This window comes from Actinomadura spongiicola (genome assembly GCF_003432485.1).
GTDB classification, from domain to species: Bacteria; Actinomycetota; Actinomycetes; order Streptosporangiales; family Streptosporangiaceae; genus Spirillospora; species Spirillospora spongiicola.
Genome location: NZ_QVNQ01000013.1, coordinates 31,864 through 57,471, shown reverse-complemented (window position 1 = coordinate 57,471; position 25,608 = coordinate 31,864). Strand labels below are relative to the sequence as shown.

Here is a 25,608-nt window from a genome sequence, read left to right as displayed (position 1 = left end):
ACATATGGACCATCAAGATCCCTCACCCGGCACGCTGCTCCGGCTACGCCGGGGCGCCCACGAGTTCCTGCGCCGCTACGCCGCCAAGGCGTGGGAGCACGAACACAACGGTGAACGGTGGGATCTCGTCGTGCCGCCCGAGGTCGCCAAACTGCCCGAGCGCAAGCGCTACCGCGCCCACGCCCGCCAGGAGGCCCAGCGCCTGGCGGACGCCGCCCTCTACGACTTGGACCCCGACGCCACGCGCCACGCGGTCCAGTTCGGCGCCGCCATCCGCGAACACCGCCACCACGACGTGACCGCCCTGGTCGGCAGACCCGACGTTGTCGACACGCTGGACATCCAGCCACCCCATCCGGCGGGGTTCCTGCGCTGGCGCGACCCCGGCGGCATCAGCTACAACGCCCGCGGCGTGCCGATCACGGTCTGCCACTGGGGGCCCGCCGCCGGGCAGGGGGTCTGGATCGTGTGGTGGGCCGACAGCCGCGCCGTGATCAAGTCCTACGGCCACGAGAGCAAAGGCACGTGGGCAGAGTCGGTCCTGAGCGTCGGCAGCGCTCTGCCGTTCTTCGGGCCCCTGTGGTACAGCGACCAGCAGCTCATCTGGCCCTACCGCGACAGCACACCCGCACACGCCACCCGAAAGCCTGCGAGGCCAAGCGCTCCGGCCGGTGGCTCCGCCGCCGAGCCGATCACCGTCGACGACGACGTCATGGCTCAGCTCTACACCACGCTGGCCACCTGGTCGCTGCTGGCAGACCCGCCCCCCGGCATCCACCTCCACCAACACCCGCCCAGCGAGGCCGAACAGACCGCCGACCGCAACGCCGGCCTGACCACCCCTGCGATCACCATCGCCACCACGGTGAAGACCACGCACTGAATGCCAACCATCCACCGCCCGTCCTCCACCCGAGCGACCTCCCTGCCGGAAAGCGAACGTTCATGCCTGACAAGCCCGCCATCATCCGCGTCGGCGGATACAACCTCTTCGAGGGTGGCCTGCCCAAGCCCGCCACCGACCGCGACCAGGACGACGACTTCGGCCGTCCTCTCGACACCTCCCGCCTGCGCAAACAACTCGCGGTACTGTCGCGACTCAACCTCGACCTGCTCGGCCTCCAAGAAGCGACCTGGGGCGTGCACTCCCCCGACGTCACCAACTTCGTCTCCAGCGAACTCGGGATGTCCTGGCCCTACGTGGGCCGCTCACCCTTCTACGGCTGCGACCTGGCGGCCTTCGTCCGGCAGAGCGACCACCTCACCGTCGAAGACGTCACCCACCTGACCAGCCCGCCGTTCGTCCACAGCCTCCTCAACCTCAAGCTCCGCATCGACGGGCACCCACGGCCCATCCACTTCCTCATCGGCCACTGCGCCCCCAGCTCCCCCACCATCCGCATGGCCGAAGCCGAACTCCTCACCGTGCACCGCCACCTGGACCTGATCTACGTGGCCGACTTCAACGCCGCAGCGATCGGCGACAAACCAGATGCCCACGAGCACGATCTCGATCCCTACAAGGCGGCCAAGAAATTCGACACCAGCCCAGCCGAGGAACTCGCCGCCGCCGGCTTCCACGACATCGGCTACATCTGGGGCGACCGCACCCCGACCGTGGGACACGGCGACGACACGCTCGCCTACCGGTGCGACCGGATCTATACGACGCTGCCCACCGCGTGGATCACCGGTTTCGGAGTCGAGCGCGGCGCCGACGACCTGTCCGACCACCGCCCCGTCTGGGCCGAGCTCACCATCGGCCAAGAGCCGGGAGAAAAACACGATGGGCAGACGCACGGGAAAGCCCAATGACCGTGGATCCTCTCGACGTCGATCCGTTCGCGACCGCCGACCCAGCCGCGCGGATCGATCACCTGTATCGACTGCGCCGCGTCACCCACCGCTGCATCGTCCGCCACGGCGAAAGCCTGTGGTCTCACGAGCAGCGCTACTGCGGAAGGCTCACCGCGCCGACGAGTATCGAGAACCTCCCCGTCCCCCGACAGCCCGCAGCGATGACGGCCGACGAAGCGGCGCGGTTAACCGACGCGCACCTGTACCGCCTGGACGACGCCGCCACCGCCGCCGCCGTCATCTGCGGCGCCAGCATGGTCGACTACGCCGCCGACGTCGCCCCAGGGATCCGCCGAGGATGGACCTACGTGGAAGGGCCACCTGCCGAGGCCGGCTTGCTGCGATGGGCCGACGGCGTCGGCTACGACCGCGTCGGCGTGCCACTGACGGCTTGTCATTGGGGCCCCGCCCCCGAGGGGATATGGCTGTACTGGTGGGCCGACCACCGCACTGTCGCCCGCCACAACATGGCCCAGGCTGGCTGGACACGGCGCCAAGCCCAGCAAGCACTGCTGGATATGGGCCCGTTGACCTTCGGCGGAATCGGGACGACCCTCGCGCCCTGCCCAGACGCCGACCCGGCCACCGGCCCGGCCGCGGACGAATTCGCCGATCCGCCCGCGCATGACGCGCCGTCCTCGCAGGACCTCGCCGAACTGTTCGCGTTGACCGCGACCGTTATGGCCTCCTGGGCGCTGCTGACCACGCCCGGCGCCGCCCACCTGATCACGCACGAACCCGACCCAGGCGAGGCCGTCCGCGACCACCGCGCCGGGCTCACGCCCCGCCCCGCAACCCTGGCCACCGCGCCGATCGACACACGGCCCCTCCAACACCTGTACACCCAGGAGCAGGCGTGACCCAAGATCAAGCCCTGCAAGAGCAACATCCCCCGCGAGAGCAGGCCCTACCCGAACAGGCCGCGCGAGAGCAGGAGGCCCCGCGAGAGCAGGCTCCACAGGAGCAGGAAGCTGCGCCGGGGCAAAAGAGGGGCATGCTGACGGCATTGGACGCCTTGGCTGACCAGGCGGAGATCACGATGAAGATCGTGCGCAGCGGCCTGGACGACCTGCCCTTGTCCGGGGTCGTGGACGCGCTGGAGTTCCTGATGCACAACGTCGAGGTGCTGCATCAGATGGTATCGGCAGTGAACGAACGCGCGGCTCAGATCCGGGAACGGGAGGTCACCGAACGGCCCGCGGGGACCGCCCTGGAAACGATGGACGCGGCACTAGTGACCCTCGGCTACGGGCAAGAGACCGCGATGTCGATGCACCGCCTGCTATCACTGGGGCGCCGCGAACTGGTCCTCGTGGACGAGGGCGAAGTGTGAGGCCCCTGACCACCGACAAACGTCCTTCGAGCTCAAGCACCTGACGACAGGGCGCTCGTGTTCCCGCGAGAACAACTGGTCAAGCAATCATGGCTATCACGACGCAAGCAATCGTGCCGCCGCCCGGTTTAGGACCTTCCCCAGATCGCGCCTTGCCCCGGCGGGACGATGGGGTCGCACGGTCCGCCCCTGACGTCGCCAGGCGACGTGGACGGAAGCCCGCGGCGAGAGCGGCCCGCGCCGGATTGGTCACGCCGCCGGTCGGGCGAACTACGGCGTGCTTGTGGCCTGCTGGATCCGCAACAGGCAGGCACGGCGCATCATCTTCTCCAGGTCCACGAGGGCGACGTTCAGGCGAGCTGCGGGGGAACCGTCCAGCAGCGGGATCTGCGGGACCGGCCCAGGGTCGGCGTGAACTTCGTGATTGCGTCGCCGGTAGGAGCCTTTGGCAAGGGCCTCAATGGCGTCGGGGGCAGCGCCGAGGACGGGATCGGAGGCCAGCAGGTCGACCGCGTCCGCGGCGATCTGATCCCTTTTGGGGCTCCGGTCGGTCTTGGTGCGCCTCCGGTCGGCCCCGTGGATGAACAGCGCCTCGCCGGCGATCACCAGGTCGACCAGGCGGTCCTCGGGCTCGGCCAGGTCCCCGGCTGCCATCACCCGCCGGATCGCCATCTGCAGCGACCGGTCCCCCGTGACGCCGGGGTGCTCCAGCCGCTGCATGATGTCTTGAATCAAGGCCAGGTCGTCCGTGCTCCACAGGATCGTCGGGCGGCCCAGGTCGGGGGCCTGACTCCAACTGCGGTCGATGGTGCAACCGGGAGCGGCGTCGAAATCGTCGGGGTGCTGCATTTGCAGGTGGCGGCCCAGCGTCACCGAGCCCCCGCACACCAGCCGCAGCGCTATTAGCAGCCGCTTGGCGCATTTGTCCAGCCGAGCGGGCGGAGTCACGGCCGCGGTAGCGCCACCCGTGCAGACCGCGTGGGTGCTGAGGCGGACCAGAGCGCACTGGTAGAACCGCGACACCTCGCGGTACTGGGTGTTACCGCTGGCTTGGTCGGGCAACCCGGCTTCCACCACCGCCGACAGTTCAGCGTCGCTCATCAGCCGGATGCCGAGCCCGGCACCGAGGTCAATGGTGCGGTCGCCGGCTAGGTCGAATCCCAGCAGCGGCACCACCTGCACCAGCCGCACCGCCGGCTCCAGTAGCCCCGCCTCGATATCGGCGTAGCACTCCTGGAACACCGCGCGGTCCCACACATAGCCGCCCGCACGGGTCACCAGCGGTTCCAGCAGATGCCGATACAGCATCTCGGTCAACGACCGGTTGGTGCGGGAGAACTCAAACCCCACCAGCGTGTCCACCCGGCCTCCCAGGTCCGGGTGAGCGGCGAGCGCATCACGAAACGCCGCCATCGGCTCCAGCCGATCCCACCACCCGCCGGTCGACAACGGCAGCGGAGGACGCCACCGCCGACGCCGCACGACCACCAGCGTCTCCTGCCCGCTACGGCGCCACCCCGGACCCTTCTCCGGCACGAACACCGGCTCGGCCTCGATCGCCGCCAACGCCGTCAGCGCCGCCTGCATCACCGCCGCGGCGGCTTCCTGCACTATGGCGTACCGGATCGGCATCCTCGAACCCCTTAACTGCTCACCCACCACTCGGCACCGCCGAGGCCCGCACCGGAGGCGAACAGATCAGGATCGCAGTCTGATGCCCCACCCGCACGTGGTTTCCGCCCCCCATGCGCGCCCGCGACCATCGCTGTCAGCTCTCCCGCAGGCGTCCGGCCAAGCCCCCGGCATCTGTAGGAGCCCTGGCGTCCGAGAGCCGAGCCTCCTTGCACGAGTCGATGTGCAGGCCGAGCAGCGACCACAACGGTGGGTGATCGCATCGAGGCGACGAGGAGGGCCTGCCCGAGCATGGCCAGCGCGCCCCAGCGCCGGATCCCAATGAACAACGAACTGCACCCTATGCCGCCAGGTTCGCTCTGGTATCGAGGGGCTCCTCAGTGAATCCGCCGTAGTTGTCGTGGCGGGGAGGACTGTGGGCGTCATCTGTAGAGAGCATCTTGAAGGGCCTTACCGGCTATTTCGAGCGAACCTTTCAGATCTGCTAGAAGGTTGGGCTCGATACCTGCCTGTCCGAGAGCGGCTCGTTCTACGAGCGCTGTAAGAGTCATGCTTTGGACGGGGCGAAGGCTTTCTTTGTTGGGGTGCTTTAGTACATCTCGGGCGGCGAAGGCGTCGCCGGATCTGGACGCAGCTTGGGCGACCTCGGTGTACAGGCGGCTCGCGTGGGTGGTGTCGAGTGCGGCGGCGAGGTCGACTGCGGCCAGGCCGAGTCGGGTTTGGGTTGTGGCTCTCTTTGGGTCCGGTCGATGGATGGTGCGGCGAGTGGTGATCAGTAGCGAGGGAAGAATGCTGGGGTCCGGCCGCGCCGAAGCGAGGTCGACGAAGACGCGAAGGCAGTGCGCGGTTGCTTGGTCCCATGGGGCGCTGAGGTTGGCCGTTGGGATGGCGCAGTGTGCGGCGTCGAAGTCATCGTTCATTGTGTGGCTGATGATTGCCATCTGGGTGGCTTCATCGATTCCTTCGCCGGGCACCGCATGTTCTGCGGCATTGCTGGCTGCTCGCTGCCATTGCTGGGCGGCTACCAGGGCCCGGGTGCCGTCCTCGCGAAGGACGGTCCTGAGCCATGGGGCCACGTGGGTGCGGGCGGTAGTGGAGGTGGTGAAGCCGTCAAAGCGGACTGGTGTGCCGTGGACGTCGACATCGCCGCCGTGCTGGACCGCGCGGTGGAGTTGGCGGAGGGTTTGGTAGGCCCGTTCTGGGTTGTGGGCACGAAGGTCGAGGCGGGCGAGGTTCACGATGGGCTGGAGCGCGGCGATGGTCGTGCGGCCGGACAGTGGCCAGGCCGGCTGGAAGATCTGGAACTGTCGTTCGCACAGTTCGATCGCCAGGTCGGTGAGCGCGCAGTCGGAGGCGATGAGCGCGGCCAGGTTCCAGGCGGTGCAGGCGCGGTCGATCCGTTCTTCTGCGTCGTCTGGTTCGTGGCAGGTGGAGGCGTAGTGGTTCACCTGGCGTACGCGGTCGTGGAGGCTTATGCCGCGGGGTCTGGACTGGATGATCAGTGGGAATCGGCAGGCAATCTGGACGAGGTCGACAGGAGCGCTTGCCGGGGCTTTGATACTGCGGTGGGCTGCGGGGGGCGTGACTTCGGGTGGTGGTCCTAGGATCGCGGTCCGGGCGGCCCAGGCCAGGATGCTTTGCTGGCGGGCGGGGAGTCCGAGCCGGTTCCAGTGGAAGATGATGTGGTAGCTCAGAACGTGCCGGAGTCCTCGCTGGAGCTTTCCGGTTCGGGCACGGGAGCCGAGGTTCTGCCCGGCGAGGCGAAAGGATCCTGCCCAGTCCGCAGCGTGGGTAAGAGGTCCGTCGGCGTTGAAGAGCGCTCCGGCCTCGGAGGTGTCGGCGAGCATCAGAGTTCGAAGGCTGTCAGCCATCGCGTCGAGTTTGCGGGTGGGGACGTCGGGGGGAAGTGGTCGCTCGTGGGCGACGCGGTGCCAGACGTCGCCTTGTTCGTACCATTCCAGTCCGGCCGCGTGCATCAGTGTGCTGCATAGCAGGAGGGACAGTTCGCGGCGTCCGAGTCCGGTGTTGTTTCCGGCGAGGAGCCGCAGGATGGCTCGGCTGTCGTCGTGGAAGAGTTGGTGCGCGGCGGCCATGCCATCTTCGCCGCCGAAGGCGGCGGTCTCGGCCTCGTACACACCGGGCCACCAGCTGTGGATCGTCTTGCGCTGAGCGAGGTGGTCCAGCGCGGTTCCGATCGGGTCCTGGCGGGGGTCGGCCGCGGGGCCGGGGCGGAGGCGCAGCCTCCAACAGGGGTGCTTGCGCATGAACCACCACGTGCTGATCAGTCCTTCGGCTTCGGCTTGGTGCAGCAGCGGAGCCAGATCAGTCACGGCGTCCTTTTCGCTGGCGTCCCAGTCGGAGAAGCGGACGTAGATCTGCCGCCAGGTCGCCGCCTCCTGTTCGGAGAGGGCCTGTCGCCCGCCCAGCCGGTAGGTTTCGACGGCTTGAGCCAGGTCGGTTTGCTCCAGTCCGGCCGCGGTGGCCGTGTCGGCGAGGGACGCGCCGGCCAGGACGGCGATCACGGCTTGCTCGGTGGGTGACCCGACTAGCTGATCAGCAGGCATCTGTCCCATCCCGAAGTCGGTGCGGCGTTACTGGCGGCGGTGGTGAGAGCGAGTGCGGTGCCGGCGTTGCCTTCGAGAAATCCACTTCCCCGCGTCGCGTCGGGGCGCGCATACCGGCCGAGGCGGTCAGTCAGAGCGGGAAGGCAGGCGGCAAGCGCGGGTGCTGTGGCGTCTTGGGCTGCTCGCCAGGCGGTCTGGTAGAGCCCGGCGTGGCCGTGACAGATGCCGGGTTGGGTGATCTTGGCTTGCTGGGCCGGGTCGTGGAGGCAGCGTAGGAGCGCTTGTTCGTAGGCGTATTGAAGAGGGGGGTTTGCGGTTGCCAGGGCGGCGAGTTGACCGGCGCGGGCGATCCCGGGGGTGCCGTAGCACCAGCTCGGCCGGTGGGGGCCGAGTTGACGGGGGCGGCGGGCTCGCAGTTCGGCGAGTGTGATCCACTCTGGCCACCATGGACCCTTGTCGGAGTCCTGCCGCCATTGGTCCAGCCAGGCGGTGATGCGGTGGATGGCGTCGGCGTGGCCGTCGACCATCACGCCGCGTCGTGCGGCGTGGCTGAGCAGAGCCAACGGGCCGGTGATCCCGTGGGCGAATCCAAAGTTGCCGTGTCCGGCACGGAACTGCGGGGACTCGCGGCGGTGTGGATCGTGTCTAACCCACCAGCCAGGGACGCCGCGGCCGTCCGGCCCAGGAACGGGGTGAGTGAGGGTGACCAGATAGGTCAGCACCCGTTCCATGGCGCTGCCGGCGGGATCACGCTGCAGCAGCAGGGCGCCGATGCCCGTCAGACCGAAGAAAACGTCGTACTCGTGGAATCCGGGGAACTCTCCGCGCTCGGCCCGGGCTGCGGCTGAGTCGACACGATCATGGGCGAGTGCCGCCACATGACGGTCGACGTCAGCAAGGCCGTTCTGGTACTGCTCGGCTGACCCAGCGGCGGTGTCGAGCATGAAGGAGATGGCCGGGGCGCCGAGATAGAGGCTCGCGGTGGGGGCCGCGCTGACTTCCCCGCTGACGGCATGCGAGATCCAGGTGTGTGCGTGCCGCCAGCTTCCCCGGCCGCATCGGGCGCGTTCGATGTGAAGCAGAGCGGTCCCAGCGGCTCCTTTATGGAGGGCCTGGTTGAGCCAGGGCTGGTCGGCTGGCGAAGGTCCGGGGGTGGCGAGCAGCGCGGCGTACTGGTCCGCGGCGTCAGCCAGGTCGGAGCGGGTCACGGTGAGGGCGCTCACGTCATCGCTCCCTGTGGGAGGCCGTGTAGCGGAGGGCGCAGGCCCGTACAAGCCTGTTGGTGACTCGTTCTTGATCGACGTCAACACCGACCGCGCGATTATGGTGCAGGTGCAGCAAGGAATGGAGAACACCGAGGACATCGCGCCGTTCGTCGAACTGCTTGCGGTAGCTGGTGAGAGCGTCGGCGCGCCGACCCCATTCCCCGGTCGCTTCGAAGCCGCCGGGTAGGGCTTGCAGGTTCGCCCATTGGCGGTCGGGGTCGGCCAGGGCGAGGGCCTGGGCACGGAGCTCGGGGTCCAGGAGGCCGTGCTGTTGCGGGAGTTCCTGGATCAGCCAGCGCAGGCTCTCGCTCCGGGCGCCGGTGAGGCTGATCGCCAGATCGACCATGCTGACCGCGGCGAGCGCTTGCGGCCGGATGCCCGCCTTGGTGGCGGTGATGATCTGGGCGATGGCGGCGCGGGAATCGGCGGCGAAGACTTGTAGGGCGGCGTCCATCGCCGCGCCGTGGCCGTAGCGGCCGGTTTGGGGTTGGTAGGTGGCGAGGGTGATGTGGGAGACGAGGCGTTCGCGGCGCAGGCCGGCTGCCCAGTCACTGACCTTCTCGGCGGCGGTGCCATAGGCCGCAGGCGATGAGAGGCCAAGGTAGAGGGCGAGGTACGGATCGACCTCGGGACGCCGGATCTCGCGGTGTCGCCGGAACCACCAGGGCGGCGGGTCCTGGCCGAAGGCGTCAATGAGCTTAGCCGTGTGCTCGGTCAGCACTTCATCGAAGCGCGCCGGGTGGCCGTGGATCTGCACGTACAAAACGGACGATCGTCCAGGTAAGGCGTGGTTCTCGGGCGGGCAGCGGCGCCAATCGCCGCGCGGTCGTACGGGGCCTGTGGCCCTGGTGAAGGGGATGACGATTTCGTGAGCGCGGCCGATCCATGCCAGCTCATCAGGCGCGAAGGTCTCACGGAGTTCGAGACGACCGGCGCTCCGCAGACGCGTGCGCAGGAGCAGCCGGTGAAGCCGATGGCTCAGGTCGACCGGTTGCCGCCGATCATGATCGACCATCGCGACGTGTTCGGGCACCCGCCACCGTTCCCGCCAGGCATCGAGGCCCTTGCTCCACTCCGCTGCCGGGGCATCGTGGCCGGGTAGATCATCGGCGGACAGCAGCCACCGCGCCGGCGCGAGGATCGTGCGCCGGTAGCGGACGCGAGGCAGGAAGGGCATCTGAGCGGCGACACCGAAGTGGAACGCCTTGTATACCGCGCACCGAGAAGTGGAGACCTCGGCAAGGAACCGCGCGAGCGGAGGAGTATGGACCCCGGCTTCCAGCGCGTGCGCGACGCGCGGCTCGACACGCTGCCCGGTGGATATCCGCACGAGCTGGAACCGATCCTTGTCCGCCGTGACGGCGAGATCGACCAAAGGGATATGGTCTGGCCCGCAGGGGCGGTGCTCTCCAAGCGCGATCACCGTGGGGAGGAACTGCTGGGTTCGGGTGATGTTCTCGTTGCGGCGCCGTCGCGGCGGAAAAGTCAACTGCACGGCGACCGTGTCCGGCCCCGATAACGCGAAGCTCTGTGCAAGCAGGTCCCTGCTGTCGCCAGGCGGCAGGTGCGCGTGCCGACCGATCATGCTGCTGCCGGGCCGAGGCGTGCCAGTCACCCGCAGCACGAACCGTCCACGATTCAACGCCTCCAGCGACGCGGCGCCGACCTCCACCGCGATCTCGACCCGCGACGGCAGGCTCACCCCGGTAGCGTGGTCGGACGAGAGTCGCTCGATCACCTGGTCGGTCAAGACGATCTCGTCATCCCCGCTCATCGTGGCGTTCTGGATCAGCGCGAGCATCTGCTCCTCGCGTTCGGTCACAGCCCGGAGGGCGCGCCCCCATGGTGAGCCGAGATATTCCGCTGGCAGCCCCAGTCCGCTGTCGGCGACCAGTTCCAGGACCGGCACCACGGCGCCCGTTCCGTACCGGGCCAAGAACCGGGTGTGGTAGTCGCGCCAGGCCGGATAGCCGAACGGGTACGGCGACAACCGGTAGAGGAGGTCAACGGCGTCACGGGCTTCCCTGGCGACCTGTTCGGGAAGTTGCACTTCACAGTCCAAGAGCGTGTCGATCGCCAGTGGCGTGGAGGCCACCTGGCTTACGGTTTTCATCTCCTGCGTCACTCTCGCCCACGCAGGTTCGATCGCCGGGCTGTTCGCCGAGATCGAACGATGCACCCTGGACAAGCTGTCCACGAGGCCGTTGATCGCGGGGATGTCGTAGGCCCTTGCGGCTCGGAGCTCGCTACAGACGTGGCCGAGGGCGTCCGTGCAGGTCATGGGTGCTTGAAGGCTGCTGATCAACACGTTCTGTTGCAGCAGCCCGATCAGCATGCCCTTGATCTGTTCATTGCTAGCGGCGGGGAACTCATCGGCGAGCCGGGTTGTGAGTTCGCCGAACGGGACAGGTCGGCGAGCTGCTTCCACTGCGGCGCGCACGGGTCGGCTGTGGCGCACCGACACCTCGACGGGGGCCAGGCCCTGGGTCGCGCCGTCGGGTGCTGGCCCGGGGACGACGAACCGTCCGCCCCGCACGTACCCGGCGTTGTTAGCGATCACCGGCAACCGTCCCACCAGTTCCGGATTCTTGTGCAGGGCCGCGAGCACGTCGCCGATCCAGCTCGCATCAGCGCGGACCACCGCTTGATGGTCCGGCCCCCAGGCCACTACGGGTGAGCGACCGAACCGCGCCACAGCCACGCCCGCGAACAGGCCGAACGGGGTGGGGCGGCGGTGCCACCTCAGCAGGTACGACGCCATAGCGATCACCGCACGGCGTACCTGCCGCGGGTCGGGGTGCTCGCTGGAGGTGAGGGCGTTGACGGCCTCGATCAATGCCGGGCTCGCGGTGACCACGGCAGCGTGAATCTCGGGTCGTTGAGCGACTTGGGACAGCCAGGCGACCGCACGGGCGGCGAACCTTGGATCGTCAGGGTCGAGGTCGGCGGGCAAGTCCAGCCTGCCAGGTGCAGTGCTCGCGCGCAGCAGGGCCGCGCCCGTCCATCGGTAGTCCGCTGGTCGTGCCGCCACCTTCCCACCTCCCGGGCTCCCTCGGTGGCAGAAGGCGCCGGCACGCCCAGCGGCGTGCCGGCAGCCGCCCGTCAGGACGGGTCGTCGAACGTGGAGTTGCACGCGCTGGCGTTGCCCGAGCAGGTGTCACCGCAACCATCGTCGGTCGGGCAGTTCCCGCGGGCCGCTGGCGCGTAGGCGACGAGCACTCGCACGTCGAGGTCGAACTCGTCCTCCTCGGCAGGCCGCTCCGCGAGCGCCGTAGCGCCGCCCGAGGTCTGGCCGTGGACCATGCTGACCACTCTCCTCACTTAACGGGGGTTGCGGAACACCCCTGGCCGACCGCGGTAGTCGCCGCCTGCGGCCAGGAGATCAAGACCCGGCTATGCACCTTGTCGACGACGCGCCCGCAGGGCAGCAGGTCATCGGGCGTGCCAGCCGGGTAGATCCGGTACTGCGGGCCAGGGCCCCTACGGTGCTCCCTGCTCCAGACCCGCAACTGCTCGGCCACCGACTCGGCGAGCCGGGCGGCATCGGGACCGTAGGCGTGCACGCCGTACTCCAGCGCCTTGTGGCCGTCTTCGGTCGCCGGCCGGGTGGTCAAGTAGGCCAGGTTCCCGGCGTCGTCGACCACGGCCATCGCCGCCGAGGCGTTGCGCGGTGCGACCACGCCGGTGTCGCGGTCCTGATCCACCAGCACCATGCAGAAACCGGGGAAAGCGGTGGCCAGCCATATCTGCACGGTGTCCAGAAACTCGCCGAGACCGATGAAAGCGCCGCTCCAGACCTCGACTCGCGGGGTCTCGAACACACCCGCAAAGAGGCTGGGGTCAAGGTCGGTCCCGTCGTCGAACCGAAGGGTGACCTCGCCGTCGCGCATCACCAGCAGCATGGCCTGGTGAGCGCCCGCCCCCTGCACGGCCACGAACCCGAACATCTTGGAGGCCGTGCTGACCAGGTGGCCGTCGGCGTGCTCGAAGGTGATGACCCTGTGCAGGCCCCGGATGCGCAGGGCGGTGCTGAGGCGGCCCCCCTCGGCCAACTGCGCCGACCAGGCGGGAGGGATGTCCCACGCCCCCATCGTGACCAGGATCCGGTCGTAGGGCGCGTAGGCGGGCACGCCTTCCTCGGCGTCGCCGAGAATGACGTTCACCCATGAATACCCGGCCTTATCGAGCATCCGGCTGGCCCGGTCGGTCACTTCCGGGTCGATGTCGACCGTGGTGACCGTGCCGGACGGGCCGACGAGTTCAGCGAGCAGCGCCGCGTTGTATCCGCCACTTCCGATCTCCAGCACGTTCATGCCCGGCATGATCGCGGCCTGCTCCAGCATGAACGCCTGGACGTGCATGTCGGAGACCGAGCTCAGGGCGTTGCCCTCCTCATCCCGCTTGATGACGACCGCCCGGAACGGCTCGTAAGCCTCCTCCGGCGACACCTCAGGGATGAACAGGTGACGAGGCACCGTGCGCATCGCGTCGGCGACGGCGTCCGAGACGATCGTCCCGTTGCCGATGAGTTGATCCACGGCCCCCTCGCGCCAGGAGGCGACCTGGTCGCCGTCGGCCCCGCCGGTCTCGTTACTGTCGCTAGGCTCGGTCACGAACCCTTCCCATCTGCTGCCCGGATTCTGTCTGAGTCGATCTCGTTTGCGGACGGTCCATGCCCGACGGCTGCCTGGAGCGCTGCCGGATCTCGCCCCATCCACCAAAGCCTGTCCGAGGGGTGAAGCTTCACCTCGGTAATCGGTCTACAGGCATCCCCGGAGTGTCGGGCTATGACGTGGGCGAACATCTACCAGCAACCCCCGGCACCGGCTGCCGTGCGTTCCTTCACCCACGTGATTGCCTCATGCAGATGCTCCGCGTCGGCCGGCGCGACCGGTTCGTACAGCCACACTCGGTCACCGTCGTCGGCGCGGGGACCACAGCGCAACGTCACCGGCCGGTCTCCTTCGATGGTGAGCACGTCGCCTGCCAACTCGGAGCTGATGCCGTGCGCTCGCAGCGCGTTGTGGATGGCGCGCAGGCGGGTACGCCCGGCGACCTCGATCTGGTCCGTGCGGCGCGGGGTGTCAATGCCCATCGGTCACTCCTGGTCGGCGGCCAGTGCGGCGCACATGTCAGTGACCGCATCGACGATCAGTTCGGGTTCGTCCCACTGCACGTTGTGACCGGCGCGCTCGGCGACGATGAGCTTGGAGCTATACGACAGGCTCGCCAGATCAGCCTGAATCCGCGCCCACACCTGCGCCCGACGACGAGCGAATTCGCTGACGGTCGCGTCCCAGCAGGGGTTGCAGGCGTAGCTGTCGGAGCTAGGTGAGGCGCTCGCGGAGATCACCACCAGCGGCATGCCGCCGAAGTGGCGCCGTTCACGCCGCAGGACCTCCGTACTTAGGACAACGCGTTCCATCACATCGGCGCGCCGCATGCCGCTCGTCAGCGCGGTGAACATCTCGGTTTCCACCAGGTCCGGTGGGACCTTCCGCCGGGCCTTATCGTGCAAGGAAGTGTCCACGCCGCTCCTGGTCCGCAGCCGCACCAGCCCGCGCGGTGTCAGCAGCCTCCTGGCCACGTCCTTCCACCAGCGCACCGGCCCGTACCGCCACCAACCGAACTCTTCGACTAGCCAGTCGTTGTTCTCGCTAGGGGCGTCCACCAACACCATCCCGGCGACCTGATCCGGATGCCGGTTGGCGTAAAGGCGGACCACCTCACCGCCCAGCGAGTGCCCGACGAACAAGAACGGGCCGCCTTCGCCAGCGGTGGTGAGAGTGTCGTGCAGCTCGTCGGCGATCCGCGACGGGGACCGCCACTCCCACCACGGCGCCGCTTGGCTCCAGCCGACCCCGGCCCGGTCGTACAGGACCACGTGATGATCGGGGACAAGAGCGCGCTGCACGTGGACCCAGTGGATTCCCGGACTGCTCATGCCGGGCACGATCACGACCGTGGGTGAGCCCTCGCCCTCGGTCCACACGTGTACCCGTCGGCCGTTCACCTCGACGATCCGGCCGGGTGGAGGGAATCGGCGCCGGTCAGCGCGTTCGCTCAACACTTGAAAGGTGGCGGAGGCGACAGGACCGGCGACGCCAAAGGCAGCAGCACAAGCGAGCAGGCGGCGGGAGGCGAAGTCCACGAGACCCCTTCCTCGTTGTGTTGAACCGCGTTTCGGATCTGTTCTGACAACGAGCATTCATCCGCCGCGGCCCGCAGGTCGAGGATGTTCCACCAGATTCCACGAACTCAGAGAAGCCGTCCGTGTGCGATCTCGATCAGCGTCCGTGCCGGGTCCCCGTAGACGGCCATACGACGCAGGCTGTCGAACACCTTCAAGTAGTAGGCGATCTGATCCTTGCGCCGCGTCTCCATCGCCACCGTCCAGCAGTCCGACCGGACGACGCTCTCATCGAACATGTAGAAGCCCTCCTTGGACAGCACGGTCCGGTCTGCGCGAGGAGGGATGATCCCGAACGCCACATGCGGCATCCGCGTGACTTCGATGAGGAAATCGAACTGTGCAGCCATCACCTCAGGGCCGCCATGTCCGATGTCCAGTACGCCGGCCTCGATCACAAAGTGGAAGGTGTTGCGCCCTGTCGGTGCCGTCAGGAGCGCTTGCCGGGCCATCTTCGCCCGCGCCGCCGAACGGGCCTCCTCGACCGGGCGGCCGTGCATCCGCGCCGACGTCAGCATCGCCGCCGCCGCGAAGTCCTCGGTCTGCAGGATGCCGGGGATCGCCGTGGACTCATAGACGCGCATCAGCGCCGTCGCCGCATGCTCATCGGTGCGCTGCGACTGGATATGGACCAACCCGGCCTTCATCTCCCGCTTGTGCTCGCGGAACATCCGGCTGACCTCCCGCCGGGCGGCGATCAGCTCAGGGATCTGCTCCGGCGCATCGCACGCCTGCGCCCACGTCCAGATGTCGGGCTCCCTGATGTTCTGCAGGCCGTTCTCAATCCGGGAGATCTTCTGCGGGCTGAAGCCGGTGGCGGCGGCGAGCTGCCGCCCGTTCAGTCTGGCGTCCAGGCGCAGGTCACGGAGCCGGATGCCGAGCGCTTCACGGGCGGCAGCCTTCGGGTCGGTCATCTGAGACGGGTTCAGGCCGGCGGCGTGTAGTCCTTGTGCGGCACAGCGACCGCCCACGCCGCTTCGAATGCCTCCCGGCACCGTGCTACCAGCGCCGGGTCGTCGTCCCATTGCTGCCCGGCCGGGCCGTCGTCGCCATCGTGCAGGTTGAACATGACGAACACCCCATCGATGACGAACATGTCGTTGCCCGGCAGGAACAGGCAGGACGCCAGGCGACGGGGCAGCCAGCGGATGTCCTCCCCGGCCTCGACCAGCTGGGAGGAGAACTCATAGGCCCCGCGCATGTACTCTGATACCGGCTCGGAGATCGCCTTGATCCGGCGCATCACGACCCCCGCGGCAGCCCGCGCCGCAGTCGTCTCCACCGCCTTCTCCCGCACCGCCTCCGCCGCCTCCGGATCAGCGGCACGCCGGCCGATGTCGATGCCGTACCGATCACGCAGCTCCAGCTTCCACCTGCTCGCGGTCGCGCCCGCGACAAGCTCGTTGCGCCGCTCAGCCGAGATCGACTCCATACTTCTCCTTCGCGTAGGCGCGGACGAACATATCCACAAGATCGTCGCCTACCTCCACCCCTGCCTCGGTCGGTGAGGGCTTGCGGAGCTGGGACCGGACATGCGGGTCGTCACGCAGCTCGCCCTGCCACAACCACGTGCCTCGGTTGGTGATCTGATGGACGGCAGGGCAGGTCTCCGCGGTTTCCGACTCCGGCCCGCAGTAGTAGGACAACATGATCGGGTCGTCGTCGCTCGGGTGTTCCACAGGATTCCACCTTTCGATCGGGCAACCCGACCTTCACCCGCCAAACGCCCTCGGTCAACACCTCAGGGCCGTGCTTCGTCTTCCTTGCGTTGCCTCGTTTCTCTCGCCACAGCACGCTGGGACTGCAAGGCCCCGAATCGGAAGAAGCAATGCCGCCACCTGCGCCACGCCACGCGATCCGCATCTGATCGTGGAAGGTGGCGGAGACCCTGAACAGTTATGGGGGCTGGACCAAGACGTTCACCGATCCCCCGCTCTGCGCCCCGACTATCGACCGCCTCACCTACAACCGGGCGATCATCGATACCGGCACCGACCCCTATCGCATCGCGGAGACCCGCGGCCGGGTCGAGCACAATACCGGCAGTGTGCGGGCCGGTTCCTCAATAGTCTGGTTGAGGGCCTGTACGCCGATATCGTGTTCACGTGGCCTCTACGCTTGTGCCCGTCCACGTGGGGGCCGTCGCGCCCTCCGAGAGGTTCCCCGCCGGGCCCTCAGGAGGGGATTTCCTCGGCAATCCCCACCCCCCGTCCACGCCACCGAGGGCGAGCCCACCAGAGCCCCTGACCTTTGCCAGTCCAGAGGTCGACTGGGCAAAGCACGATCTTGAACCGCGCTGGCTAGGGCGCGAGACCAGCGACTGCGCGGCGGCGTTCGACCCGAGCATCCTTCACAGACGCGGAGCCGACGAGCAGAATCGCTTACTTGAGGGAGCCCGCCAGCGCGGCGAGGTCGCCGTGATCGTCGCCACGATCGGCGTGCCGACCGATTCGCTCGGCCGCCCGACCGTACGGGGACACGGTCCCGGCCTCAACCAGTCGATCCACGTCAGCGGCATCGAAACCAGCATCACGAGCACCAAGCTGCCCATCGGCAGTGAACCACGCCTCGTCGCCGACCTTCCTGAGGCGGAACGTGATCTCGGAAAGCGGCTGTTGTCCAAGCCCCCCGAAGGGTGGTGGGGGCTCCGATTGGCCGGCGCGACACTGCAGCCAGGAGCCGGTGGCCCCGCCGTCACGCACGAACCCGAGGGCACGCTGGTGCCGATCTTGATCGATGGGCTGGGCGTGCCGGTGGTGGCGGTGTGGGTGTCACCGGAGGAGGACCAGCGGGTCTACGTCGTCCCTTATGGGACGGACCCGGATACGGTCCTGGCGTGGCTCGTCTCGCAGGCGCTTCCCGAATACGTCCCGGGGGCGCTTCGGCGGGTCCGGTCCCCGCGGCTTACCGATCCGAGTCTGCAGACCACGGCTGAGTCGCAGGCGCGTTCTGCGCTCGATGAGCTGAAGGCCCGGTATGCCGCCGACCTCGCGAGGCTCCAGGGCGAGTTGGACGCGGCGACAGCCGAAGCCGAACCAATCCGGTACGGGCTGCTGTACGGAACGGGAGCCACGTTGGAGAAGGCCACCGCCAACGTGCTGCGTGCGGCGGGGTTTAACGTGACCGACCTCGACGAGGAGCTGGGCAGGACGGCATCGGCTGACCTGCTGGTGACGTACGGGACAGAACGACGGATGATCGAGGTCAAGGCCGCCTCAGGGAGCGCGAGCGAGAAGTTCGCGGACTCCCTGGAACGCCACCTGTCGACGTGGCCCGAGCTTCGCCCGGCCGAGCCGATCAACGGGCCGGGTGTGCTGGTGGTGAACCACCAGCACAGGCTTCATCCCGATGAGCGGACCGCCGAGGTGTTCACCCGGCCGGAATTCGTCCGAGCCCTAAGGGTCGTGGTGTTGAGCAGCCGACAGCTGTTCGACTGGTGGGCCACAGCGGACTGGGAGGCGATCCGGGCCGCCGTGCTAGGGCAGACCGCCCCGCCTTCCGTAGCCAACCCTGCGACGGCAGGCCCAGAGTGGCGGCGCTGGCTGTTCAGAAAGTAGCCCGGGATCGCCGGGCCTCTGGTGCGGCTCGTGTGAACCCGCAGTCGAATGATCGCCAGCAGGCGGCATCTCCGGTCCACGACGAAGTGGACCTAGCTGGTCCGTCCGCCCCTCAATCAGCACGAGGCCGCCTTCAGGGAGACTTCCCGTCGGCATTAGATGTATCTCTGTTCCCCTCGCCCGGGGGCGTTTCCGGCGTCAGCAATGGCCACGACGTCGGTGGTGGGCCAAACGCGCGACGACCGGCTATGACTGTCAGACTGGCGATGGCAGCGTTGGCGCCACCACCAATCACAACGCTGAAACCGAACGGTGCCACTCGACCGAGAACGAGATTCCCTGCTTCGTTCCGTACTTTGTGACGAAGTGCTCTCCCAGGATCCTATTGATCTGACGCAGCCTCGCCACCGGCATCTTGGCGACGAGCTGACGTCCCCAGTGTGTCCCGTACGTTCTGCGACCTTGGGAATGGTGGCGGGGCCGATTCCGCCGAGCATGATACCCATCACGATTGTTCGGCGGCGCTCAATCTCGTCGATTGGGACTCCGTGGACTTCTGCGATCGAAAGCATGAACAGGGCGCTTAGCTCAAGTGATGACAGAGCCTCACCTGCCAGCATTGTCCGTGCGACTCCCGTGCCGACGCCAGGCGCGGCTGCGGCTATTCCAACTGCTGCACCCTTCATGGTCAAGGCGCTGACGTGCATCCGCTCCAAATTGCAAATTACCTGTGCCGGTGTCGCCGCTAGGTTTCGCTGGCGGGCCCGCGCGATGTTCTTGCTAACCAGTGGGCTCTGGATGTCGATTGCCTTGTCCAGCAGGTCGAGGACTCGCCGCCCACGTACGGCCGCTGCCGGGACCGGTCCGTCGAGGCCACCTTTCACCATGCTTTGAACTCCTTAGATCGCGACGTCCCAACCGAGTCTCCCCACTCGACCAGCCGAGCGGATCTTGCATCAGCTATGCCCAGCCGACGACCGCGGGAAGACAGCAACAGGAGCGGCCGACCCGTTAGTCGCGCTGCCCCTCTCTACAGGGAGGGGACGCCTTCGAGTGACTGATCAACAAAGCTGGGGGGGACGAGGCATGGCCGCCTGCTACGACAAGATTCCTGCCACCTACGGCTATGTCGCACCCGGCGCCCACTGGGTCGCGAAGGTCTCCATCTGCTTGAGGACCAGGTCGATGGCCTCGCGCTCCTCCTCGGGCGGGTAATCAAACCTGGCCAAGACCCGGCGGATACGGGTGCGAAGTTTGGCCCGCACGGGCTCGCGTGAGAGCCAGTCGACAGACAGGTTTCTACGGATGTCCGCGACCAGTGCCCTGGCGATCTCCGCAAGCTTTTCGTCACCGCCCTCCATCAACTCGGCCATGTTGCGGTGGGCGACAGCGTCGTAGAACGCTAGCTCCGCTTGGTTGAGGGGCGGGTCGAAGCGTTCGCCACGGCGGGCCTCTTCCGTCACCTGCCGGGCCAGCACGGCCAACTGGGCGATCACCTGGGCGCTGGTGAGCTGCTGCAGCACATAACGCCGCATCAAGTCTTCCAAGCGCTCAGAGAAGCTCTCGTGCCGGACGACGTTGTGCCTGGTCACCTCGCGCATCTTCTGCTCGATCATGCGTCGCAGGGCCTCGGTTACCAGATGCGGCGTCTCGGAGTTTTCCAGCTTGCGCAACTGCGCATCGTTGATGCGGGTGATATCCAGCCGGCCGATGCCAGCCTCTTCGTACAGGTCGGTGACCTTATCCGCGTCGACAACCGAGGCTGCGAGCGCCTTGAGGTAGCGCTGAACCTCTGCGGTCAGCGGCTGTCCCGTAGCCTCGCGGTCGGCGGCATCGAGCTTGACCATCCAGGCGCGCACCTCGCTGAAGAACGCGATGTCGCGGCGCCAGTCCGCCATGTCTTCACAGCGCTCGGCGATCTCTTTGCTCATGGCGCAGACTCGGTAGAAGCGGTCCAGTCGGGCGGCGCTCTCCTTAAAGCGGACCGACAGCGGTTTAGCACCGGGTTCCACCCTATTGCCGGGTGTCTGCGGGTCGCGCAAGTAGTTTGAGGTCAGGCGCAGGGCGCGCTTGCGGGGCGCAGGATGGGATGTGTCCGTGAGCAGTTCTTGCCAGCGCGAACCGGCGAGCAGGCCCTTGATGGTGGCGAGTTCGTTCCTGACTTCGGTGATAGCTCGCTCGATGTCCGCGCCAAGGATCTGCTCCTTCTGGTCTCTGCGCGTGTATTCCCGCAGGGCCTTAGCAAGGTTGTCGGTGAGAGGGGCATAGCCGACCAGCAGGCCGTCCTGCTTGCCGCGGAAGCGGCGATTGACGCGGGCCAGCGCCTGCATCAGGTTGGCGCCCTGCATCGGGCGGTCCATGTAGAGGGTGTGGATAGGTGGCGCGTCGTAGCCGGTGAGCAGCATCGAATGCACGATGAGCAGTTCCAGCGGGTCGTCGGGGTTCTTAGCGCGGGCCTGGACAACCTTCTGCTGGGACTTGCGCAGGGCGTGCTTGCGCAGGTGCCCCGGGTCGGCACGGTCACCGTGAAAGACAATCTTCATGACGCCTTCGTCGACCTCGTTGCTGGCCCACTCGGGGCGTCGTTCGGCAAGCGCGTCGAACACCCGGACGCAAATTTCCCGCGTAGCGCAGACGACCATCGCCTTACCGGGGCCTCCGATGTCCGGCCGCACCAGCTCCCGACGCTTCTCCCAGTGGGCAATCAGGTCGTCAGCGAGCGTCGCTATGCGGTCAGGCGCACCGTAGATCGTATTCATGGTAGCGGCGTAATGCATGGCGCGGCGGCGCTCGGCATCGTCCATCTTTTCGGTGAGGGCATTTGCCTGCTCATCAATCGTCGCCGGATCAACGTCGGGGGGAAGGGTCACGTCGATGACGCGCGGCTCGTGGAAGACCCGGACAGTGGCCCCGTCGTCGACAGCCCGCTTGAGGTCGTAGATGTCGATGTACTCACCGAACACCGCCCGGGTGTTGGCCTCGGCCTTGGAGATCGGAGTCCCGGTGAACGCGATGAACGTGGCGTACGGGAGGGCGTCGCGCAGGTGGCGGGCGTAACCGTCGAGGCTGTCGTAGTGGGAGCGGTGCGCCTCATCGACGATGGCGAGGAGGTTGCGGCGCTCCGACAGCAGTGGGTGGCTGATTCCCGCGTCCTTCTCCGCCTTGCTGAGGCTGAACTTCTGCAATGTGGTGAAGATGATCCCGCCGACGTTACGGCTCTTCAGCTCGGTGCGCAGCTCCTCGCGGGTGGTGACCTGGAGAGGCTCCTGCCCGAGGAGGACCTGGCTGTCGAGGAAGGTGTCGTATAGCTGGTCGTCAAGGTCGTTACGGTCGGTGATCACAACGATGGTGGGGTTGTTCAGAGCAGGGTGCCGGGAGACCAGCGCGGAGGTTTGCACCATCTCCTCGGACTTGCCAGCACCCTGGGTGTGCCAAACCACGCCGGCTTGGCCGCTGGCCTGCGAGGCCTTGACGATCTCCCTCACGGCCCAGGTGACCGCGAAGTACTGGTGAGGTTTGGCGATGCGCTTTCCGGTAGGGGTGAAGTTGACGAAATTGCGCGTCAGGGTCAGCAAGCGCGACCGGGTGAACAGGCCATGGAGCGCTAGGCTCATCGCCTCCAGACCGTCGTAGTCGGGCGCGTTGGTGTCGGCAGGCTCGCCTTCCTCGTTCACGTTCCACGGCGCGAAATGCTCGTACGGGGTGAAGACCGTGCCGTATTTGGCGGTGATGCCGTCCGAGACCAGGCACAGCACGTTATAGCGGAACGCGATCGGGAACTCCCTCACGTACGTCTGCAGCTGCGCGTGCGCGTCCTTAAGCGTCGCGTTTTCGTCGGCGGCGCTCTTCAGCTCGATGACAGCCAGAGGCAAGCCGTTGACGTACAGGACGATGTCGAAGCGGCGGTGACCGCCTTCAGCGTCCCGGACGGTGACCTGATTGGCGGCCAGGTAGGTGTTCGCGTTAGGGGCGCTGAAGTCGACCAGGCGGACGGTCGGGGTTTGCTCGGCACCGAAGTCGTCAGTGTAGGTGAGCCTGATGCCGGCAGTCAGATAGGCGTGCGCCTGCTTGTTCTCCGGGTACGGCTCGGTGGAGGCAGGATCAGTGGCGATGCGCAGGGCCTCGTGGACGGCCATGGCCGGCAGTTCAGGGTTCAGCCGCTCGATCGCCGACTGAAGCTCGTCGTGCAGAATCAGGTCATCCCAGTCCCTACGGTGCTCGGTCCCGGGAGCGATGCTCTTGCCCTCCCTGGATTCCCAGGCTAGCTCGGCGAGCTCCGCCATGGCGAGGCTCTCCCAGGTGGCCTCGGTCATCTTTCCGCCGAAATCAATGCCGGTCATACGGCGTCCTCCAAGATCCGTTCAGCGTCACGGACGCGGAGCTTGCCGGACATGAGCTGGGGAAGAAGGGTGCCGCGGAGGGCGGCGAGGCGCAGAGATTCCTGCTCGGCGCTAAGTGCTCGGTCCCAGAGTGGGCCAAGATGAGCATCAAGCTTCCGCGTCATTGCAACGCTCGGGGCCACCACAGGACCATCCAGGTGCCGACGCTGAATGTGGCCCATGGTGGTTGCCTTGTCTGCGGCAATGGCACGAAACTCCGCAAGCTTCGATCGGACAAGTTCGGCGACAAGCCACATTGGCCTATCACCTCGCGGAACCACTTTGAAAATGTGCTGATTGATGATCGCCTCTTGCCTATACCATCGGGCCACTGTAAGAGAGCCGGACCATGAGAAGAGGACATCGCCGGGGCGCGCTAGGTGCCTGTCAGGAACATCGATGTCGTTGTATACCGTCGAAGGTCCGGGACCGGAATTAATCTCCGCGATACGGACGACCATCCGGCCGGCACCAGACGCCCCCTTCGTAAAGGCTCGCCCATTAACGAAGTCCGCCATGCTTGAAAGTGCTTGCTCGGTAAACTCCCCCGGCATTTTCATGGCAACCTCTTGCATCGAGGCAGAAATTAGCGAGTCGGCAGTGATAGCGATCCTCTCATTGAGAGAAAGCTTGTCATCCAGTACCTCAAGTATCGCCGTGATGGCCTTACGATCCCGCTGAGGAGGCACGACGATGGGGATTTTTCGGACATCTCGCAGGTTCAGGGTCGCCTGAACAGTGGTGTTAAGGCGAGCCTGCATATATCGCTGCGCTACTTCGGCACTCAGACACGTTCTGATCCACTGGGCCGATACCTGGTTTGCAGCTCGGAGTACTCCTATGGCGCGTGCAACATTCCACCCGGCTAGCTCATCAGTGGCGATCGCCGTTTCTCCTACCGAACCGACAAGGGAAAGCAGTACTTCGCCTCCCCTAAGTCGGGTACGCGAATACTTTGCTTCAACCTCCGGACTGACCCGCAAAGGATCTCGCTGAACTACGCGTCCTCCTTTCAGGTCTTTTACACGAATGATAGGTATTCCGTCGGGTACTGATGCGCCCGGTTGGACAATTCCATAGGAAATACCTTTTGGCTCTAGAAGTTCCTCCAAGGCCACGTAAGTCCATTCCTCCGGCAAGGGAGGCAGGCTCGACACATCAGGCAGAGTGGCGTCAGCCATTGATGCTCCCCATTCGCTCACGCAACACCGCGTCCAGTCGCGCCGACTCGTCAAGCTGTGCGAACAGCTCTTTGGTCAGGCGAGCCACACGTTCCTCCACTGGCTCTGCATCTGGATCCTCCTCGGCCGCTGCCGTCCCGACATAGAGCCCCGGGGTCAGTATGTAATCGTGCTTTTCGATCTCCTGGAGGGATGCGCTGTAACAGTAGCCGGGTACGTCCTCATAAGAGAGGCCCTTGCCCTTGGCTGATTTGGTGCCGCGCCATGCGTGGTAGGTGTCGGAAATCTTCTCCAGGTCCTCGTCAGTGAGGATGCGTTCCGTGCGGTCGATCATCGTACCCATTGCCCGTGCGTCGATAAAGAGCACCCGGCCACGTTGATCGATTAGGGCCTTCGCGCCTTGGGGGCTCTTGTCCTTGGTGAGGAACCACAGGCACGCGGGAATCGCGGTGGTGCGAAACAGGTTGCCCGGCAGCGCAATCATGCACGCGACAAGGTCCGCTTCGACCAGTGCCGCCCGGATCTCCCCTTCGCCTGACTGCTTGGATGAGATGGATCCGTTCGATAGGACGACGCCCGCGCTGCCTCGGTCTCCCAACTTGGACACGATGTGCTGGAGCCAGGCGAAGTTGGCGTTGGACTGCGGCGGGACACCATACTTCCACCGCGGGTCGCCGGTCTTCCTCTCCCAGTCGGACATGTTGAACGGCGGGTTGGCCATGACGAAGTCGGCCTTGAGGTCGGGCATCTTGTCGTCGCCGAACGTGTCCGACCACCGATCACCGATGCCCTTGGGGTCCATGCCGTGGATGGCGAGGTTCATCTTCGCCAGCCGCCAGGTGCGCTCATTGGCCTCCTGGCCGTAGATCGCAATGTCGTGGGTGTGGTCCTTACCGCGCCGCCGAGCGACGAACTTGCCGCTCTGTACGAACATGCCACCCGAACCGCATGCGGGGTCGTACACCCGGCCCTCGTACGGCTCCAGAACCTCGACGATCAGTCGCACCACGCTCGCCGGCGTGTAGAACTCGCCAGCGCGTTTGCCCTCCGCTCGGGCGAAACGTTCCAGGAAGTACTCGTAGACCTCGCCGAGCACGTCCTGTGCCGGGCGGTCGCCGTGGCCGGTAAAGCGGGCGTCGCTGATGAGATCGACCAGTTCCTTGAGACGCTTCTGGTCCACGTTGTCGCGGTTGAAGATCTTTGGGAGGACTCCTTTGAGGGCCTTGTTTGCCTTCATCACCCCGTCCATGGCCTCGTCGAGGAGCTTGCCGACGCCGCCTTCGGTGCTGGAGGCGTTCTCGGCGATGTAATCCCAGCGAGCAGTCGGGGGCACCCAGAAGACGTTCTTCTCGGTGTACTCGTCCTTCTCCTCCAGGAACGCCGCCCGGCGATGCTCAGGAATCAACGCGAGCTCGGAGTCTGCGGCCAGCTCCCCCCGGCGTTCAACGAAGGCATCAGAGACATACTTCAGGAAGACCAGACCGAGCACGAACTCCTTGTACTGGGCGGCGTCCATGGAACCGCGGAGTTTGTCGGCGGCTTTCCAAAGGATGTCCTGGATCTCCTTGGTGCTGGAGACGCCGGGCAGTTCACCCTGTCCGGCGATGGGTCGCTTACGCGGAGGCATCGTTCCTACTTCCTTGAGACTGC

The 25,608-nt window shown here is 66.5% G+C and carries 19 protein-coding genes; 5 read left to right on the top strand and 14 right to left on the bottom strand.

Translation table 11 applies throughout. The features are described 5' to 3' along the window. Nucleotides 1-4 precede the first annotated feature (4 nt). From D0T12_RS31375 to D0T12_RS31360, 4 genes are all read left to right on the top strand, one after another. Complete coding sequence (locus D0T12_RS31375) at nucleotides 5-883, top strand: hypothetical protein (RefSeq protein WP_117404254.1); 879 nt, start codon at nucleotides 5-7, stop codon at nucleotides 881-883. Nucleotides 884-945: 62 nt separating this feature from the next. After that, nucleotides 946-1,815 carry an exonuclease/endonuclease/phosphatase family protein gene (locus D0T12_RS31370; RefSeq protein WP_117404252.1) on the top strand — a complete coding sequence of 290 codons (870 nt, stop codon included), beginning with the start codon at nucleotides 946-948 and terminating at the stop codon, nucleotides 1,813-1,815. Beyond that, nucleotides 1,812-2,717 carry a hypothetical protein gene (locus D0T12_RS31365; protein ID WP_117404250.1) on the top strand — a complete coding sequence of 302 codons (906 nt, stop codon included), beginning with the start codon at nucleotides 1,812-1,814 and terminating at the stop codon, nucleotides 2,715-2,717. The genes D0T12_RS31370 and D0T12_RS31365 overlap by 4 nt, the downstream gene beginning before the upstream one ends. Nucleotides 2,718-2,851: 134 nt before the next feature. Beyond that, the gene (locus D0T12_RS31360; RefSeq protein ID WP_117404248.1) at nucleotides 2,852-3,190 is read left to right on the top strand and encodes a hypothetical protein; all 339 of its coding nucleotides are present in this window, start codon (nucleotides 2,852-2,854) and stop codon (nucleotides 3,188-3,190) included. Nucleotides 3,191-3,460: 270 nt separating this feature from the next. Here the strand turns inward: D0T12_RS31360 and D0T12_RS31355 are convergent, their stop codons facing one another. The 11 genes from D0T12_RS31355 to D0T12_RS31310 all read right to left on the bottom strand — a co-directional run bounded on the left by D0T12_RS31355 (nucleotide 3,461) and on the right by D0T12_RS31310 (nucleotide 16,520). Beyond that, on the bottom strand, nucleotides 3,461-4,822 hold the full coding sequence (locus tag D0T12_RS31355; RefSeq protein WP_117404246.1) for a hypothetical protein: 1,362 nt from the start codon (nucleotides 4,820-4,822) through the stop codon (nucleotides 3,461-3,463). A 422-nt stretch (nucleotides 4,823-5,244) separates the two neighbouring features. Beyond that, the gene (locus D0T12_RS31350; protein ID WP_233526405.1) at nucleotides 5,245-7,344 is read right to left on the bottom strand and encodes a thiopeptide-type bacteriocin biosynthesis protein; all 2,100 of its coding nucleotides are present in this window, start codon (nucleotides 7,342-7,344) and stop codon (nucleotides 5,245-5,247) included. A gap of 23 nt (nucleotides 7,345-7,367) precedes the next feature. Next, nucleotides 7,368-8,609: a lanthionine synthetase C family protein gene (locus D0T12_RS31345; RefSeq protein WP_199487829.1), complete on the bottom strand. Its 1,242-nt coding sequence runs from the start codon at nucleotides 8,607-8,609 to the stop codon at nucleotides 7,368-7,370. 1 nt (nucleotide 8,610) lies between these two features. Next, the gene (locus tag D0T12_RS31340; RefSeq protein ID WP_117404242.1) at nucleotides 8,611-11,682 is read right to left on the bottom strand and encodes a lantibiotic dehydratase; all 3,072 of its coding nucleotides are present in this window, start codon (nucleotides 11,680-11,682) and stop codon (nucleotides 8,611-8,613) included. Between the two features lie 71 nt (nucleotides 11,683-11,753). After that, nucleotides 11,754-11,954: an FxLD family lanthipeptide gene (locus D0T12_RS31335; RefSeq protein ID WP_117404240.1), complete on the bottom strand. Its 201-nt coding sequence runs from the start codon at nucleotides 11,952-11,954 to the stop codon at nucleotides 11,754-11,756. A gap of 14 nt (nucleotides 11,955-11,968) precedes the next feature. Beyond that, nucleotides 11,969-13,264, bottom strand: coding sequence for a methyltransferase, FxLD system (fxlM, locus tag D0T12_RS31330; RefSeq protein WP_117404238.1), 1,296 nt, complete (start codon nucleotides 13,262-13,264; stop codon nucleotides 11,969-11,971). A 191-nt stretch (nucleotides 13,265-13,455) separates the two neighbouring features. Beyond that, a complete protein-coding gene (locus tag D0T12_RS31325; RefSeq protein ID WP_117404236.1) occupies nucleotides 13,456-13,746 on the bottom strand; it encodes a hypothetical protein in 291 nt (96 codons plus the stop codon). Between the two features lie 3 nt (nucleotides 13,747-13,749). Beyond that, entirely contained in the window at nucleotides 13,750-14,802 is a 1,053-nt protein-coding gene (locus tag D0T12_RS31320; RefSeq protein WP_158581694.1) for an alpha/beta hydrolase, read from the bottom strand. Between the two features lie 107 nt (nucleotides 14,803-14,909). Further along, nucleotides 14,910-15,755, bottom strand: a complete 846-nt coding sequence (locus D0T12_RS31315; RefSeq protein ID WP_158581693.1) for a helix-turn-helix domain-containing protein — start codon at nucleotides 15,753-15,755, stop codon at nucleotides 14,910-14,912. An 11-nt stretch (nucleotides 15,756-15,766) separates the two neighbouring features. Further along, a complete protein-coding gene (locus D0T12_RS35070; RefSeq protein ID WP_147339697.1) occupies nucleotides 15,767-16,273 on the bottom strand; it encodes a DUF6879 family protein in 507 nt (168 codons plus the stop codon). Continuing rightward, complete coding sequence (locus tag D0T12_RS31310; protein WP_117404232.1) at nucleotides 16,254-16,520, bottom strand: hypothetical protein; 267 nt, start codon at nucleotides 16,518-16,520, stop codon at nucleotides 16,254-16,256. Before D0T12_RS31310 ends, D0T12_RS35070 begins: the two co-directional genes overlap by 20 nt. Before the next feature lie 426 nt (nucleotides 16,521-16,946). Between D0T12_RS31310 and D0T12_RS35665 the strand changes: the two genes are divergently transcribed. Then, complete coding sequence (locus tag D0T12_RS35665) at nucleotides 16,947-18,398, top strand: hypothetical protein (protein ID WP_158581692.1); 1,452 nt, start codon at nucleotides 16,947-16,949, stop codon at nucleotides 18,396-18,398. Nucleotides 18,399-19,522: 1,124 nt separating this feature from the next. Here the strand turns inward: D0T12_RS35665 and D0T12_RS31285 are convergent. The 3 genes from D0T12_RS31285 to D0T12_RS31275 are packed head-to-tail and all read right to left on the bottom strand — an operon-like array spanning nucleotide 19,523 to nucleotide 25,585. Next, complete coding sequence (locus tag D0T12_RS31285; RefSeq protein ID WP_117404229.1) at nucleotides 19,523-22,738, bottom strand: type I restriction endonuclease subunit R; 3,216 nt, start codon at nucleotides 22,736-22,738, stop codon at nucleotides 19,523-19,525. Continuing rightward, nucleotides 22,735-23,958 carry a restriction endonuclease subunit S gene (locus tag D0T12_RS31280; protein WP_117404228.1) on the bottom strand — a complete coding sequence of 408 codons (1,224 nt, stop codon included), beginning with the start codon at nucleotides 23,956-23,958 and terminating at the stop codon, nucleotides 22,735-22,737. The genes D0T12_RS31285 and D0T12_RS31280 overlap by 4 nt, the downstream gene beginning before the upstream one ends. After that, nucleotides 23,951-25,585, bottom strand: a complete 1,635-nt coding sequence (locus D0T12_RS31275) for a class I SAM-dependent DNA methyltransferase (protein WP_117404226.1) — start codon at nucleotides 25,583-25,585, stop codon at nucleotides 23,951-23,953. The genes D0T12_RS31280 and D0T12_RS31275 overlap by 8 nt, the downstream gene beginning before the upstream one ends. Between the last annotated feature and the right edge of the window lie 23 nt (nucleotides 25,586-25,608).

Coding starts and splice junctions, on each gene's coding strand:
- D0T12_RS31275 (WP_117404226.1), bottom strand. CDS start 25,585: ATGCCTCCGCGTAAGCGACCCATCGCCGGACAGGGTGAACTGCCCGGC.
- D0T12_RS31285 (WP_117404229.1), bottom strand. CDS start 22,738: ATGACCGGCATTGATTTCGGCGGAAAGATGACCGAGGCCACCTGGGAG.
- D0T12_RS31335 (WP_117404240.1), bottom strand. CDS start 11,954: ATGGTCCACGGCCAGACCTCGGGCGGCGCTACGGCGCTCGCGGAGCGG.
- D0T12_RS31315 (WP_158581693.1), bottom strand. CDS start 15,755: ATGACCGACCCGAAGGCTGCCGCCCGTGAAGCGCTCGGCATCCGGCTC.
- D0T12_RS31280 (WP_117404228.1), bottom strand. CDS start 23,958: ATGGCTGACGCCACTCTGCCTGATGTGTCGAGCCTGCCTCCCTTGCCG.
- D0T12_RS31325 (WP_117404236.1), bottom strand. CDS start 13,746: ATGGGCATTGACACCCCGCGCCGCACGGACCAGATCGAGGTCGCCGGG.
- D0T12_RS31355 (WP_117404246.1), bottom strand. CDS start 4,822: ATGCCGATCCGGTACGCCATAGTGCAGGAAGCCGCCGCGGCGGTGATG.
- D0T12_RS35070 (WP_147339697.1), bottom strand. CDS start 16,273: ATGGAGTCGATCTCGGCTGAGCGGCGCAACGAGCTTGTCGCGGGCGCG.
- D0T12_RS31360 (WP_117404248.1), top strand. CDS start 2,852: ATGCTGACGGCATTGGACGCCTTGGCTGACCAGGCGGAGATCACGATG.
- D0T12_RS31370 (WP_117404252.1), top strand. CDS start 946: ATGCCTGACAAGCCCGCCATCATCCGCGTCGGCGGATACAACCTCTTC.
- D0T12_RS31365 (WP_117404250.1), top strand. CDS start 1,812: ATGACCGTGGATCCTCTCGACGTCGATCCGTTCGCGACCGCCGACCCA.
- D0T12_RS31375 (WP_117404254.1), top strand. CDS start 5: ATGGACCATCAAGATCCCTCACCCGGCACGCTGCTCCGGCTACGCCGG.